The sequence below is a fragment of the Dyella sp. BiH032 genome, from assembly GCF_031954525.1.
Classification (GTDB): Bacteria; Pseudomonadota; Gammaproteobacteria; order Xanthomonadales; family Rhodanobacteraceae; genus Dyella_D.
The window spans coordinates 3,383,212-3,396,001 of the sequence record NZ_CP134867.1 but is presented as its reverse complement, the minus strand read 5'-3'; the positions used below and the strand labels follow the sequence as shown (position 1 = coordinate 3,396,001).

Here is a 12,790-nt window from a genome sequence, read left to right as displayed (position 1 = left end):
GGGCGGGCATGACCATGAGCGATATCAAAGGAGCCAAATCCATGCGTACTTCCTTCCAGCAGATCGCCGCGGCCTCGCTCGCGCTCGCCCTCGCCGCCGGCCTGACCGCCTGCGGCAACGTCAGCCACGACATCGCCAAGGACGGCGGGAACGCCAGCCAGATGGTGTGGCCGGATCCGGGCAGCGTGACGCCCATGCACAAGGGCGGCACCTTCCCGAACCTCGCCAACCTGCGGCAGATGAAGCCGGGCCTCAACAAGCCGCAGGTGTCGGACCTGATCGGCTATCCGCACTTCAGCGAAGGCGTGTGGGGCGTGCGGGAGTGGAACTACGTGTTCAACTTCCGCAAGCCCGGCACCGACGAAGTGACGGTGTGCCAGTACAAGGTGCTGTTCGACGAGAACAAGATCGCGCGCAGTTTCTACTGGAAGCCGGAAAGCTGCGCGGACCTGCTGAAGGAGCCAGCCCCGCCGGCTCCGGTGGCGGCGCCGCAATCGCATGAGCCGCGGGTGCTGTCGGCGGATGCGCTGTTCGCGTTCGACAAAGCTGAGCTATCGCCCGCAGGCCGCCGCACGCTGGACGATCTGGCCGCGGAACTGAAGGGGCAGGGCGACAAGCTGCGCTCGGTGCGCATTGCCGGGTACACGGATCGCCTGGGCGGCGAGGCGTACAACCAGGCGTTGTCGCAGCGGCGCGCGGAATCGGTGAAGGCGTATCTGGTGGCGCAGGGCGTGCCGGCCAGCCGCATCAGCGCGGAGGGGTTCGGCAAGGCCGATCAGGTGAAGGAGTGCGCCGACGGTCCGCGCGCGCAGTTGATCGCGTGCCTGGCGCCGAACCGGCGCGTGGAGGTGCGGATCGACGGCGACGACTGAGGCCGTGCCCGGCTCTGTCGGACCGCGGCGGAGCCGGGCATCCACTTGCATTCGGACAAGACATAGCAAGGGCGATAGTCGCCGTCGTGCTGGTCCTGGCGGCGCCATCGTGGTAGGTCACGAACGCCTGGTGGGCATCCCCGGCGTGCAGGGACAACGCGAAGTGGTGACCATGTACGAAGTGCGCGATGGCCGGATCGTCAAGGTATGGTTTCACGCGGTTCGGTAGAGGTTGTCATGGAGTTCTTGGTCGTGAAGCTCTTCTCCCCTCCGGGGAGAAGATGCCGGTAGGCAGATGAGGGGCGGGTGCTCGAGAAAGCGTTTCGACGGAGCGAGGCAAGCTCTGCTTTTCCTGCTTCTACGCTTCGCCCGGCCCCTCACCCCAACCCTCTCCCCGGAGGGGAGAGGGGGTAAGGACTGAGGTTGTCGTGGAGTTCTTCGTCGTGAAGCTCTTCTCCCCTCCGGGGAGAAGATGCCGGCAAGCAGATGAGGGGCGGGTGCTCGAGAAAGCGTTTCGACGGAGCGGGGCAAGCTCTGCTTTTCCTGCTTCTACGCTTCGCCCGGCCCCTCACCCCAACCCTCTCCCCGAAGGGGAGAGGGGGCTGGGCTTTCAGCGCAGAATCCACTGCTGTGGCGCCAGGCCGTTGTCGGTCCATATCTGCAACTGCGTGCCATGCGTAGTGGAACCGGCCGGATCGTCCAGCATCAGTGACCCCGAGGCCTGGTTCATCAGCTTGTAGCTGCCGTTGCCCAGGTCCATGAATTGCCAGTTCTGGTTGGCATTGTTGGCACAGCCCCACAGGGTCACGAGATTGCCGGGCGCGGTGCTGCCGCCGGTGTTGTCGACGCACAGGCCGGTCTGCTGGTTCTGGATGCTGAACCAGCCGCCGCCCTTGGCGTGCACGGTCCAGTTCTGCACCGGTGCGCCGTTGCAATCCCACAGTTCCGCGCTGGTGTTGTTCGCGGTGGACCAGCCGGTGTTGTCCAGGCATAGCGACGGCGCCTGCACGCTCTGGAAGACGTGCGTCGAGCCGTCGGCGGGCAGGCGGTTCCACGGCTCGCTGGCGAAATACACGATGCAGCCGCCGTTGAGGTAGTCCGAGGCCAGTTCCAGGATGCGCGAGCCGTCCGCCGCCGGCAGCAGGGCGGAGGAGTAGTTCGGGCAATAGTTGTCGTACGCGCCGGGTACCTGCACGGGCGCGGCGATGGTGTACCAGTTGCCGGCGCCGTCCGCGTTGGTGTTGACGAACAGCACCTTGCCGTTGGAGGGAGACACGCTGCCGTTGGATTCGTACATCACCTGCCCGACCAGCAGGATGGCGCCGTTGGAGGAGAGTACCGACGGGCTCCACTTATTGAGCGGGGCATGCTCCAGATACTGGCCGGCGGCCGTCTGAACCTTCGTGCCCATGTTGGCGGGATCGCCGTAGTTCCAGCCGTCGGTGGAAGTGCGCGAGAACACCGTGCAGGCTGCGGGGCCGCACAGTTCGTAGCTCATGAAGAAATGGCCGTTGGGCAGCTTGCTGACCGTGATCATGCCCGGGCGATCGCCGGGAATAGTGCTGCGCACGGTGTCGGTCCGGTCCTGCCAGCTGCTGCCGTTGTAGGTGCGGATCTGCGACAGCTTCTGGCTGCAGCACGGGTCGGTTTCGTCGGACCAGAACATCACCAGCGCGCCGTCGTTGGCGATGCTGAATTCCGGCTCCCACAGGCCATGGCTGGCGTCGCCGGCGAGTACCGGCGTGCTGTGGTAAGTCCACGACACACCCTGGTTAGTGCTGACGTAGACCTCCACGGCCGGCGTGTTGCCTGAGAAGTACGACGCGGCCGAGATCAGCGTGCCGGCGGCCAGCGAGCCGACCTGCTGCGGCAGTTCGTACAGCGTGGCGCAGCAGCGTTCGGTGCTGCCCGCCGCCGTGGGCACGGGGCCGAGCAGGTTCCAGCTCGCGCCGCTGTCGTTGCTCTGGAAGATGATGCCGTTGGTGCTGGCGATGAGCCGGCCGTAGGTGTTGGCGGGGCCGTGTTCGAGACGTACGACGCGAGGATAGAGCGTGCTGCCTTGCAGGACGGTGCCGGTCGCGGCGTGGGCGGTGCCCAGGGGCATGAGCAGGCACAGGAAACACAGACAGGACCACCAGGAACGGATGCGTTGCATGACGTTCTCTCCGGATGAGTAGGTGGCGTGTTTTGAAAGTGTGGAGCGTGTGGGCCGGTGGTCCGGCCTCGTGTCGAAACTCTTCTCCCCCTGGGGAGAAGATGCCGGTCCCACGGGGACTTCCTTCGGTCGCAGCAGATGAGGGGCGGGTGCTCGGGAAAGCGTTTCTATGGAGCGGGGCAAGCTCTGCCTTTCCTGCTTCTACGCTTCGCCCGGCCCCTCAACCCAACCCTCTCCCCGGAGGGGAGAGGGAGCTAAAAAATGCGGTCAGCGGCCGATCTCGCGCAGCCGCTTGCCGGACATCAGGTTGCGCTCGATCTGTTCCAGCGTGACGCCCTTGGTCTCCGGCACCAGCCAGAAGGTCAGCACGATGAACACGGCGTTGAGCGCGGCGTACAGCCAGAACGTGTTGGCGTTGCCGATGCTGTTGAGCAGGCTGAGGAAGGTGTAGCCGACGATGGTGTTGGTGATCCAGTTGGTGCAGGTGGAGACGCCGATGCCGAAGTCGCGTCCCTTGAGCGGCTGGATTTCCGAGCACAGCGTCCAGATCAGCGGGCCGGCCGACATCGCGAAGCCCACGATGAACATCAGCAGCATCGCCACCGTGATGTACTGCTCGGTCTGGCCGTTGATGCCGCCGTTCATCATCGCGCCCACCGCGCTCAGGCCCGCGGCCATCACGGCGAAGCCGGTGTAGAGGATGGGTTTGCGGCCCCAGCGGTCGATCAGGGCGATGGCGATGAAGGTGGCCAGCACGTTGGTCAGGCCGACCAGCGCGGTGAACCACATCTGGGCGGCCGTGTCGTAGCCCATCTCCTTGAAGATGCGCGGCGCGTAGTACATCACCACGTTCATGCCGGTGAACTGTTGCATGAGCTGCAACAGCGCGCCCAGGTACACCGAGCGGCGGAAGTTGCGGTTCTCGGCGAACAGGTCCCAGCCGCGCTGCGGAGTCTTGAGCTGTTCCTCGATGTCGGCCGCTTCGCGCGCCACCACCACCTCGTCGCCGCGCAGGCGGCGCAGCACTTCGATGGCCTCGTCGCGGCGGCCGCGCATCATCAGCCAGCGCGGGCTGTCGGGCAGGCCCAGCACGCCCAGCAGGAACAGCGCGCCGGGGATGGCAATGATGCCCAGCATCCAGCGCCAGGCGCCGTGATAGCTGAAGGCGGTGTCGGAGAGGAAGGCCACCAGGATGCCGATGGTGATCATCAGCTGGTAGGTGGAAATCATCGCGCCGCGGATGCGTTCCGGCGCCACCTCCGCCAGGTACAGCGGCGCGGTGAACGTGGCCAGGCCGATGGCCAGGCCCAGGATCACGCGCGCGGCGATCAGCGTATCCGGCGACCAGGCAAGGCCGCACAGCAGCGAGCCGAGCACGAACAGCACCGCGCCCAGGATCAGCGAGCGCTTGCGGCCCAGGTGGGAGGACAGCCAGCCGGCGCCCAGCGCGCCGGCGGCGGCGCCGAGCATCATGGAGCTGACGATCATCTCGATGACGTGGTCGCTGACGGCGAATTCATCCTTGATGAACTGGGTGGCGCCCGAGATCACGCCGATGTCCAGCCCGAACATCAGGCCGGCCAGCGCGGCGAGCACACAGGTGTAGATCACGGTGCCCCGGGTTCGGGCGATGGGTGACGCGATGGCTTGGGAGTTCATGGGACTGACGACCTCGCTTGCGTGAATGGGTACCGCCGGTGGTGTGGTGCGACCGGGTAGGTCTGGAACGGGTATCAGGAAGCCGCGCCGGGCGGCGAGCCGCGGAAGCGCGGTTCGGGCAGACCGGCGACGCCGGCCTCCACGGCGAACAGCGCGCCGGCTTGCGATTGCGATGCCAGCGCGTCGGCGCTCAGGCCGTCGCGCGCGCTGGTGACGTAAAGCGTGTCCAGTCCGCGGCCGCCGAAGGCGGGGCGGGTCGGTTGCGCGGCAGGCACCGGCACGACGCGATCGACCTGGCCGTCCGGCGCATAGCGCACGACCTGGCCCAGGCCCCATTGCGCGTTCCAGAGGAAGCCCTGCGCGTCCACCGCCGAGCCGTCGGGTTCGCCGCGCGGATCGTCGATGCGCGCGAAGACGCGCGGCTCGCCGCAGCGGTCGCCGTAGTCGCAGCATTGGATGACTCGCGAAGGCGAGTCGCAGAAATACATCGTGCGGCCGTCCGGGCTGAAAGCGAGGCTGTTGCTGATGCCAACTCCCGGGAGATTAAGCCGTTCCAGCGTGAGGTCCGCGTTGAGACGGTAGAACGCGCCGATCGGTTGCCGCGTCTCGCCGGGCGCGGGTTCGTGCAAGGTGCCGAACACGAAGCGGCCCTGGCGGTCGCAGGCGCCGTCGTTGAGGCGCGTGGGCAGGCCGGATTCGACCTCCATCAGCGGCAGCAGGGTTTCGTCGTCCGGGCGGAAGAACGCCAGCCGGGAAGCGAGCCCGAGCAGCAGCCAGCCTTCCGTCTCGCACAGCGCGAGGCAGCCCAGGCGCTCGGGCATGGTCCAGCGGCGTACCTCGCCGTTGGCGGGGCGGTGGCGCCACAGCGTGGCGGCGTGGATATCCGTCCAGTACAGCGCCTGCTCGCGCTCGCACCAGAGCACGCCTTCGCCGAGGGTGTTGGCAGGGTGGTGGACGACGCGCAGGTTCATACCCAGCCGCCGTCCACGAGGAAGGATTGGCCGGTGCACATGCGGCTGTCGTCGGCGCCCAGGAACAGTGCGGCGCGCGCGAGATCCTCGGCCATCAGATAGCCGGGCAGGCACTGCACGCGCTTGATCTCCGCTTCGCCTTCCTCGTCCAGCCACAGGCGGCGCTGCTTCTCGGTGATCACCCAGCCCGGCACCAGCGCGTTGATGCGGATGCGGTCGTGGCCCAGTTCGCGCGCCAGGCCATTGACCAGGCCGTGCACCGCGGACTTGGCCATGGCGTACATCGGGTAGCCGGCGTTCTTCTTCATCCAGCCGGTGGAGCCCAGGCAGATCACCGAGCCGCCGCCGAGCGCGCGCATGTCCTCGCGCACGGCCTGGGTGGCGAAGTACTGGTGGCGCAGATTGATGGCGATGTTGCGGTCGAACTGTTCGCCGGTGGTGTCGCCGAAGCTGTGGCGCACGTCGTTGGCGGCGTTGTTCACCAGGACACCGACCGGACCGTGCGCCTCGCGCGCGGCGGCGATCGCCGCGTGCAGCGCGTCGAGGTCGGTGACGTCGCAGGGAAGGAATAGCGGGCGGTGGCGTTCGCCCGCGAGGCTTTCGGCCAGCGCCGCGCCATGCTCGCGATCGATGTCGACGAAGGCCACGCGGCTGCCCTGGCGGGCGAAGTGTTCCACGAAGGCGGCGCCGATGCCGGTGGCGCCGCCGCTGACGAACACGTTGCGGTCGCGCAGGCTCGGATAGGTGGCGAACTCGCTCATGCTCACCACTCCGCCACGCTGCCGTCGGCGTGGCGCCACAGCGGATTGCGCCAGCGGTGGCCGATCTTGGCGCGCTCGGCGACGTATTCCTCGTTCACCGTGATGCCGAGGCCCGGGCCGGTGGGCATGGTGACGTAGCCGTCCTGGTAGGCGAACACGCCGCGGTCGGTCACGTAGTCGAGCAGGTCGTTGGAGGCGTTGTAGTGGATGCCCAGGCTCTGTTCCTGGATGAAGGCGTTGTGGCACACCGCGTCCAACTGCAGGTTGGCGGCCAGCGCGATGGGGCCGAGCGGGCAATGGAAGGCGACCGCCACGTCGTAGGCCTCGGCCATGGCCGAGATCTTGCGCGTCTCGGTGATGCCGCCGGCGTGCGAGGGGTCCGGCTGCAGGATGTCGACGCCGCCGATCTCCAGCACGCGCTTGAAGTCGTAACGCGAGTACAGGCGCTCGCCCAGTGCGATGGGGGCAGGCGAAACGGCGGCCAGTTCCGGGATGCATTCGAGATGCTCGGACAGCACCGGTTCCTCGATGAACATCAGCTTGTACGGTTCCAGCTCGCGCATCAGCACCTTCGCCATCGGCTTGTGCACGCGGCCGTGGAAGTCCAGGCCCAGGCCTACATGCGGGCCTACCGCGTCGCGCACGGCCTGCACGTTGGCGATGACGCGCTCGACCTTGTCGAAGCTGTCGACATATTGCATCTCCTCGGTGGCATTCATCTTCACCGCGGTAAAGCCGCGGGCCACCGCCTCCATCGCCGCGCGCGCGGTGTCGGCCGGGCGGTCGCCGCCGATCCACGAATACACGCGGATGCGATCGCGCACCGGGCCGCCGAGCAGGGCGTGCACAGGCTGGTTGAGGTCCTTGCCCTTGATGTCCCACAGCGCCTGGTCGATGCCGGCGATGGCGCTCATCAGGATCGGACCGCCGCGGTAGAAGCCCGCGCGGTACATCACGCTCCACAGGTCTTCGATGTGGCGCGGGTCCTTGCCCACCAGGTAGTCGGCCAGCTCGGCGACCGCCGTCGCGACGGTTTCGGCGCGGCCTTCGACGACCGGCTCGCCCCAGCCGCTGATGCCGGCATCGGTATCGATGCGCAGGAACAGCCAGCGCGGCGGCACGAGGAAGGTGGTGAGGCGGGTGATCTTCATGCACGGGTTCCTTGCGAATCAGCATGTAGGTGCTGCCAGGCCTCGGCGAAGTCGCGCGCGCGGGCGGCGACGTCGGCGGCCGGGCGGCCGGGTGCGTACAGCGACGAGCCGATGCCGAAGCCGGCGGCGCCGGCGGCCAGCCATGGCGCCATGTTGTCCGGCGCGATGCCGCCGACCGGCAGCACGGCGAGATCTTTCGGCAACACCGCGCGCCAGGCCTTGAGCACGGCGGGCGAGGACTGCTCGGCGGGAAAGAGCTTGAGCGCATCGGCCCCGGCGGCCAGGGCGGCGAACGCCTCGGTGGGCGTGGCCACGCCGGGCACGCAGTACAGGCCGGCCTGCTTGGCGGCGCGGATCACCGCGGTGTCCGCATGCGGCATCACGATCAGGCGGCCGCCGGCGTCGGCCACGTCCTTGACGCGCGCGGGATCGAGCACGGTGCCGGCACCGACCAGGTAGCCGTCGCCGAGCGCATCCACCAGGCGGCGGATGCTCGTGCAGGGATCGGGCGAATTGAGCGGCACTTCCAGGATGCGGAAACCGGCGGCGGCGAGTGCGCCGCCGATGTCCACGGCTTCGTCGGGTTGCAGGCCGCGGAGGATCGCGACCAGCGGCAGGGGATGCAGCCAAGCTTTCATGACGTGGGGACCGTCGCTTGCGGGGAAACCAATCCGGCCGCGGCGGCGATGCGCCACAGGCCAAGGGCGGTGGTGCCTTCCGGCGCGCGTTCGAGGCGCAGCCCGAACACAGGGGCCGCGCGCAGGTAGCGTTCGCACAGCGGGCCTTCGCCGACCATGGGAATGGAGATGCCGGCGTCGGCCCAGCCGGCGGCCAGCGCCATGCGCAGTTCCTCGCCGATCAGCAGGCCGGAGAGATAGTCGGGTACCGCGGCGGCGTCGAGCTGTCCATCGAGCATCAATGCGCGCGCCGAGAACAGCCGCGACAGCGCACCGGCCGGGCCGCTGTCGCGTGCGGCATCGACGCCGCGGCGGAACGCGGCCTCGTCGTCACTCGCCTCGGGCAGGGCGGCGCCAAGAATGGAATGCTGGCGCAACAGGCCGTACAGCTCGCCGGTCATCACCGTGGCGAAGCCGGCGACGCCGCCGTGCTCCAGCCGCACCCATTTGCTGTGCGTGCCGGGCAGCAGAAGGCGCGTGGTGGAGGGTTGCTGCGCCAGCACGCCCGCGATCTGCGTCTCTTCGCCGCGCATCACGTCGGGACGTTGCGGGTCGCGCAGGCCGGGCACGAGGTGGAGCTGCCGTCCATCCGGCGTCTCCATGCGGGTGAGCTGACGGGCGAGCCGCTCGACGCCGGTGGGCGTATCCAGATAAGGCACTTCGCGCCAGCCGTTGCGGCTGCCGACCATGCCGCAGGCGAGTGCCGGCAGCGCGGGCCAGCCTTGCACGGCCAGGGCGAACGCTTCGGGAAAACCGCCGGCGGGCAGCTGGCGGATGCCATGGGGCAGGGCGCGAGCTTCGCGCACCGCGCCGCCGCCGTCGAACAGATAGGCACGCAGATGCGTGCTGCCCCAGTCCAGGCCGATCAGCGCCGTGCTCACGCGGTGGCCTTCCGGCGGGAGCGGGGGCGGCTGCGGCGCATGTTGTCGCGCGAGTCCGCGATCATCGACAGCATGACCTTGCGCGCAACCTCGGGCTGTTTGCGGCGGATCGCCTCCAGCACCTGCTGGTGGTACGGCAGCGAATACTTGAAGTCGCCCGCGCTGCGCGCGGACAGACTGAAGAAGGCGCTCAGCGCGGTCTCCACCACGGAGAACAGCGAGTGCAGCAGTTCGTTGCCGGTGGCGTGCAGCACGGCGTCGTGGAAGCGCACGTCGGCCGTGGTCCATTCCTCCAGGGTCTGAGCGGCATCCATCTCGCGGTAGGCGGTGTCGATCTCCGCCAGCTGCGCGGCAGTGCGATGGCGCGCGGCGGCGGCCGCGGCGGCCGGCTCGATCAGCTCGCGCATTTCCACCAGCTTGTCGACGAAGTCGTCGGTGGGCATGGAAGCGCAGCGCCAGGCCAGCACGTCGGCGTCAAGCTGGTTCCAGTGACGCTCTTCCTGCACGCGTGCGCCGACGCCGGTGCGCGAGGCGATGAGGCCTTTCGCGGAAAGCACCTTCAGGGCCTCGCGCAGCGCCGTGCGGCTGACGCCGAGGTTCTCGGCCAGGGTCTCTTCGCGGGGAAGCACCTCGCCGGGCTTGACTCTTCCACTGACGATGCGCTGGCCGAGTTCGTGCATCACGTGTCCGTACAGGGTGCGAACAGCGGGCGGCTTCTTCATGAATTCCTCGATCCCCAATGTCTCTCTCTATATGGAGAGGCGGCATCGCCGCATATGCCCGGCCTTCGCGGTGCCGGATCGGTTTGTCATACAAACGGACTATAAGCACTTCGCTCGCGTCCTGCCAAGCGTTGTGATCGATCCGGATGGCATCGGCGCATGGAGCATCCATCGATGGCGATGACGCATTGCGATATTTCGCAAGTCGATTGTGAAATCGGCGGACATGTAACGAACCGCGTAACGCTCTTGGCACGGCGCCCTGGGGCTGGACAACGGTGTCATCCATCGCTCGATGGTGCACCGCGCAAGGCGCGCAAAAGGTGCCGAAGGTCCCTTGCACGATAATCATACAATGTGGTTGCATGCGCCGTCCCGTAAGGGTGGCGAAGGGGAAGTGACGTATGCGACGTGCAGTGATCCTGGGTTCCTTGCTAGGTGCGATGACGATGGCGGCGACGGTGCAGGCGGCGGAAGCGAAGTGCGAAACGTTCGGGTCGTTGCCGGACGGCAGCCATGTCGACGCGGTCGTGCTGGACAGCGGGCACGGCGTGCGCGTCCGCGTGATCGCCTACGGCGCCAGCCTGCAGGAAGTGGTCGCGCCGGATCGCAGCGGCAAGGGTGCCAACATCCTGCTGGGCTATGCCACGCTCGACGATTATCTGAAGAAACCGCAGTACTTCGGCGCCACGGTGGGCCGCTATGCCAACCGCATCGCCAAGGGCCGCTTCACCCTGGACGGCCATGAGTACAGCGTGCCCGTGAACGATGGCCCCAATTCGCTGCACGGCGGCACCAAGGGCTTCGACAAGGTGCTGTGGACGATCGGCGCGGTGAAGAACGGCGCGGATGGCGCAAGCGTCACGCTGACGTATGTGAGCCCCGATGGCGACATGGGCTATCCAGGCAAGCTGACTGCCACGGCCATCTATACGCTCGATGCGCGCAACCGCCTCACCATCGAGTACCGCGCCACCACGGACAAGCCCACCGTCGTCAACCTGACCAACCACGCCTATTGGAACCTCGCCGGCGAAGGCTCGGGCAGCGTGATGGCGCAGAAGCTGACCATTCCGGCCGAGACCTTCCTGCCGATCGACAAGACATCCATACCGCTGGGCGAGTTCAAGCCGGTGGCCGGCACGCCATTCGATTTCCGCCAGGGCAAGCCGATCGGCCGCGACATCCGCACCAACGATTCGCAGCTGCTCAACGGCCGCGGCTACGACCATGACTTCGTGATCGCGCGCGACGTGGCGAAGGAGCCGCGCGTGGTGGCGAAGGTGGAGGATCCCGCCTCCGGCCGCATCATGACGCTCAAGTCCACCATGCCCGGCCTGCAGTTCTACTCGGGCAATTTCCTCGATGCGACCAGCGTCGGCACCGGCGGCCAGGTGTACCGCCAGGGCGACGCGTTCGCGCTGGAGCCGCAGTTCCACCCCGACACGCCCAACCAGCCGGCCTTCGGCTCGGCGCGGCTGGCGCCAGGGCAGGAGTATCGCCACGTGATCGTGTACGAGTTCGGCACGGAGCCTGCGCAAGCCAAGCACTGACGGGCGTCAGGACGCCCGCCGCATGCCAAGACGAAGGTGCCCTTCCGCGGGCGCCGCGGGGCCGCTTTGCCTGATGCGGCCGAAAACATCCGAGCCTCCGGCGAAGACCGGCGGTCACCAAGAAGCGAGAAGGGGAGTTCGACATGAAGCACGCATTGATGGCGACGGCACTGGGACTGGCGGCTCTGCTCGCCGCGCCCCAGTCCTTCGCGCGGGATACCGCCGCGCGCTGGACGCCTGCCGAAGCCAAGGCCTGGTACGCCAGGCAGTACTGGCCGCTGGGCAGCAACTACCTGCCGGCCAACGCGATCAACGAGCTGGAGATGTGGCAGGCCGACACGTTCGACACCGCGCGGATCGACAAGGAACTCGGCTGGGCGCAGCAGCTGGGCATGACCACCATGCGCGTGTTTCTGCACGACCTGCTGTGGCAGCAGGATGCGGCCGGCTTCAAGCAGCGCATCGACCAGTTCCTGGCGATCGCCGACAAGCATCACATCAAGCCGATCTTCGTGTTGTTCGATTCCTGCTGGGATCCGGAGCCGAAGCTGGGCCCGCAGCGTCCGCCGATCCCCGGCGTGCACAACTCCGGCTGGGTGCAGAGCCCGGGCGTGGCCCTGGCCGACCCGAGCCAGTATCCGCGCTTCGAGCAGTACGTGAAGGACATCGTCGGCAGTTTCGCCAAAGACCCGCGCGTGCTCGCGTGGGACGTGTGGAATGAACCGAACAATCCGGGCGGCGGCAACTATGACGCCAAGGAACCGAAGGACAAGTTCAACCTGGTCGCCAAGCTGTTGCCGCAGGTATTCGCCTGGGCACGCAGCGCATCGCCGACCCAGCCGCTGACCAGCGGACTGTGGGAACACGAGGACTGGTCCGACCCGGCCAAGCTCGATGCGGTGGAGCGCACGCAGATCGAGCAGTCCGACGTGATCAGCTTCCACAACTACGGCTGGCCCGAGGATTTCGCGCGCCGCGTCAAACAGCTGGAAGGCTACGGCCGTCCGCTGATCTGCACCGAATACATGGCGCGCGGCAACGGTTCGACCATCGACGGCGTACTGCCGCTGGCCAAGAAGCTGGACGTCGGCATGGTCAACTGGGGCTTCGTCGACGGCCGCTCGCAGACCATCATGCCGTGGGATTCCTGGCAGCGGCCGTACACCTTGCAGCCGCCGACGCTGTGGTTCCACGACCTGCTGCACGGCGATGGCACGCCGTACCGCCAGCGCGAGGCGGAGATCTTGCGCGCGCTATCGCACGCACCGCGTGGCGTGGTGCCGGCGGAGGCGTCGGCATATCCGGCCGGAGCACTGCTCAAGGCGCGCTGACCCTCACTCGCGCCGCAACCGACGGCCCGCGAGGCGCGGGCCGCCATGTCTTTCTCA

The 12,790-nt window shown here is 67.6% G+C and carries 11 protein-coding genes; 3 read left to right on the top strand and 8 right to left on the bottom strand.

Annotated features, from left to right (window positions below; translation table 11 throughout):
- The first annotated feature begins 41 nt into the window (after positions 1–41).
- The gene (locus tag RKE25_RS14880; RefSeq protein WP_311838879.1) at positions 42–872 is read left to right on the top strand and encodes an OmpA family protein; all 831 of its coding nucleotides are present in this window, start codon (positions 42–44) and stop codon (positions 870–872) included.
- Between the two features lie 610 nt (positions 873–1,482).
- On the opposite strand, the gene RKE25_RS14875 is transcribed toward RKE25_RS14880, so the two are convergent.
- The 8 genes from RKE25_RS14875 to RKE25_RS14840 all read right to left on the bottom strand — a co-directional run bounded on the left by RKE25_RS14875 (position 1,483) and on the right by RKE25_RS14840 (position 9,849).
- The gene (locus RKE25_RS14875) at positions 1,483–3,027 is read right to left on the bottom strand and encodes an RICIN domain-containing protein (protein ID WP_311838878.1); all 1,545 of its coding nucleotides are present in this window, start codon (positions 3,025–3,027) and stop codon (positions 1,483–1,485) included.
- Between the two features lie 267 nt (positions 3,028–3,294).
- Positions 3,295–4,686 (bottom strand): sugar porter family MFS transporter, encoded by a 1,392-nt coding sequence (locus RKE25_RS14870; protein ID WP_311838877.1) that lies wholly within the window; start codon positions 4,684–4,686, stop codon positions 3,295–3,297.
- Positions 4,687–4,760: 74 nt separating this feature from the next.
- A complete protein-coding gene (locus RKE25_RS14865; protein WP_311838876.1) occupies positions 4,761–5,657 on the bottom strand; it encodes an SMP-30/gluconolactonase/LRE family protein in 897 nt (298 codons plus the stop codon).
- Positions 5,654–6,418, bottom strand: coding sequence for an SDR family oxidoreductase (locus RKE25_RS14860; protein WP_311838875.1), 765 nt, complete (start codon positions 6,416–6,418; stop codon positions 5,654–5,656). Before RKE25_RS14860 ends, RKE25_RS14865 begins: the two co-directional genes overlap by 4 nt.
- Before the next feature lie 2 nt (positions 6,419–6,420).
- The gene (gene dgoD, locus RKE25_RS14855; RefSeq protein WP_311838874.1) at positions 6,421–7,569 is read right to left on the bottom strand and encodes a galactonate dehydratase; all 1,149 of its coding nucleotides are present in this window, start codon (positions 7,567–7,569) and stop codon (positions 6,421–6,423) included.
- Positions 7,566–8,207, bottom strand: coding sequence for a 2-dehydro-3-deoxy-6-phosphogalactonate aldolase (locus RKE25_RS14850; RefSeq protein ID WP_311838873.1), 642 nt, complete (start codon positions 8,205–8,207; stop codon positions 7,566–7,568). The genes dgoD and RKE25_RS14850 overlap by 4 nt, the downstream gene beginning before the upstream one ends.
- On the bottom strand, positions 8,204–9,127 hold the full coding sequence (locus tag RKE25_RS14845) for a 2-dehydro-3-deoxygalactonokinase (protein ID WP_311838872.1): 924 nt from the start codon (positions 9,125–9,127) through the stop codon (positions 8,204–8,206). Before RKE25_RS14845 ends, RKE25_RS14850 begins: the two co-directional genes overlap by 4 nt.
- Positions 9,124–9,849, bottom strand: a complete 726-nt coding sequence (locus RKE25_RS14840; RefSeq protein ID WP_311838871.1) for a FadR/GntR family transcriptional regulator — start codon at positions 9,847–9,849, stop codon at positions 9,124–9,126. Before RKE25_RS14840 ends, RKE25_RS14845 begins: the two co-directional genes overlap by 4 nt.
- Positions 9,850–10,253: 404 nt before the next feature.
- Here RKE25_RS14840 and RKE25_RS14835 point away from each other — a divergent pair, with 404 nt between their 5' ends.
- Together RKE25_RS14835 and RKE25_RS14830 are read left to right on the top strand one after the other, a co-directional pair.
- The gene (locus tag RKE25_RS14835; RefSeq protein ID WP_311838870.1) at positions 10,254–11,402 is read left to right on the top strand and encodes an aldose epimerase family protein; all 1,149 of its coding nucleotides are present in this window, start codon (positions 10,254–10,256) and stop codon (positions 11,400–11,402) included.
- Positions 11,403–11,545: 143 nt separating this feature from the next.
- On the top strand, positions 11,546–12,733 hold the full coding sequence (locus RKE25_RS14830; RefSeq protein WP_311838869.1) for a cellulase family glycosylhydrolase: 1,188 nt from the start codon (positions 11,546–11,548) through the stop codon (positions 12,731–12,733).
- Positions 12,734–12,790 lie beyond the last annotated feature (57 nt).

Bases quoted from the DNA above. Each gene is read 5' to 3' on its own strand.
- RKE25_RS14880 (WP_311838879.1), top strand. From the start codon at position 42: ATGCGTACTTCCTTCCAGCAGATCGCCGCGGCCTCGCTCGCGCTCGCC.
- RKE25_RS14875 (WP_311838878.1), bottom strand. From the start codon at position 3,027: ATGCAACGCATCCGTTCCTGGTGGTCCTGTCTGTGTTTCCTGTGCCTG.
- RKE25_RS14870 (WP_311838877.1), bottom strand. From the start codon at position 4,686: ATGAACTCCCAAGCCATCGCGTCACCCATCGCCCGAACCCGGGGCACC.
- RKE25_RS14865 (WP_311838876.1), bottom strand. From the start codon at position 5,657: ATGAACCTGCGCGTCGTCCACCACCCTGCCAACACCCTCGGCGAAGGC.
- RKE25_RS14860 (WP_311838875.1), bottom strand. From the start codon at position 6,418: ATGAGCGAGTTCGCCACCTATCCGAGCCTGCGCGACCGCAACGTGTTC.
- dgoD (WP_311838874.1), bottom strand. From the start codon at position 7,569: ATGAAGATCACCCGCCTCACCACCTTCCTCGTGCCGCCGCGCTGGCTG.
- RKE25_RS14850 (WP_311838873.1), bottom strand. From the start codon at position 8,207: ATGAAAGCTTGGCTGCATCCCCTGCCGCTGGTCGCGATCCTCCGCGGC.
- RKE25_RS14840 (WP_311838871.1), bottom strand. From the start codon at position 9,849: ATGAAGAAGCCGCCCGCTGTTCGCACCCTGTACGGACACGTGATGCAC.
- RKE25_RS14835 (WP_311838870.1), top strand. From the start codon at position 10,254: ATGCGACGTGCAGTGATCCTGGGTTCCTTGCTAGGTGCGATGACGATG.
- RKE25_RS14830 (WP_311838869.1), top strand. From the start codon at position 11,546: ATGAAGCACGCATTGATGGCGACGGCACTGGGACTGGCGGCTCTGCTC.